We start from the raw sequence: 279 nt of genomic DNA, 5'->3' as shown, positions 1-279 counted from the left end.
TCAGCGCCTGGCCACTGTTCGGGTCCAGCGTGGCTTCGCCGAAACCACCGCGACGGCCACGACTGGGGTCGGCCTGCTCCGGCGGCAGCCGCCAGAACATCTGCATGGCCGGGTTGCGCGGCTGCGGCAGGGTAACGAACCAGTTCCCGGCCTGGGCCGCGTTGACCTGCAGGTAGTCGACCGCGCGCTGCGCGGCGACGTCGATGCTGACGTTGCTGGAGGGCAGCTCCGGGCGCATCCAGCGGCTGATTTCCTCGCGATAGTAACTGGCGGTGCCGG

General features: G+C 69.9%; 1 protein-coding gene. It reads right to left on the bottom strand.

Annotated elements, in window-relative coordinates; translation table 11 throughout:
• Positions 1-279 (bottom strand): PepSY-associated TM helix domain-containing protein (locus EN804_RS36800; protein ID WP_135922459.1); only part of this gene is annotated, 279 nt, incomplete at both ends.

This window comes from Mesorhizobium sp. M8A.F.Ca.ET.161.01.1.1 (genome assembly GCF_004792105.1).
Taxonomy (GTDB): domain Bacteria; phylum Pseudomonadota; class Alphaproteobacteria; order Rhizobiales; family Rhizobiaceae; genus Mesorhizobium.
This window is presented reverse-complemented; position numbering and strand designations above follow the sequence as displayed.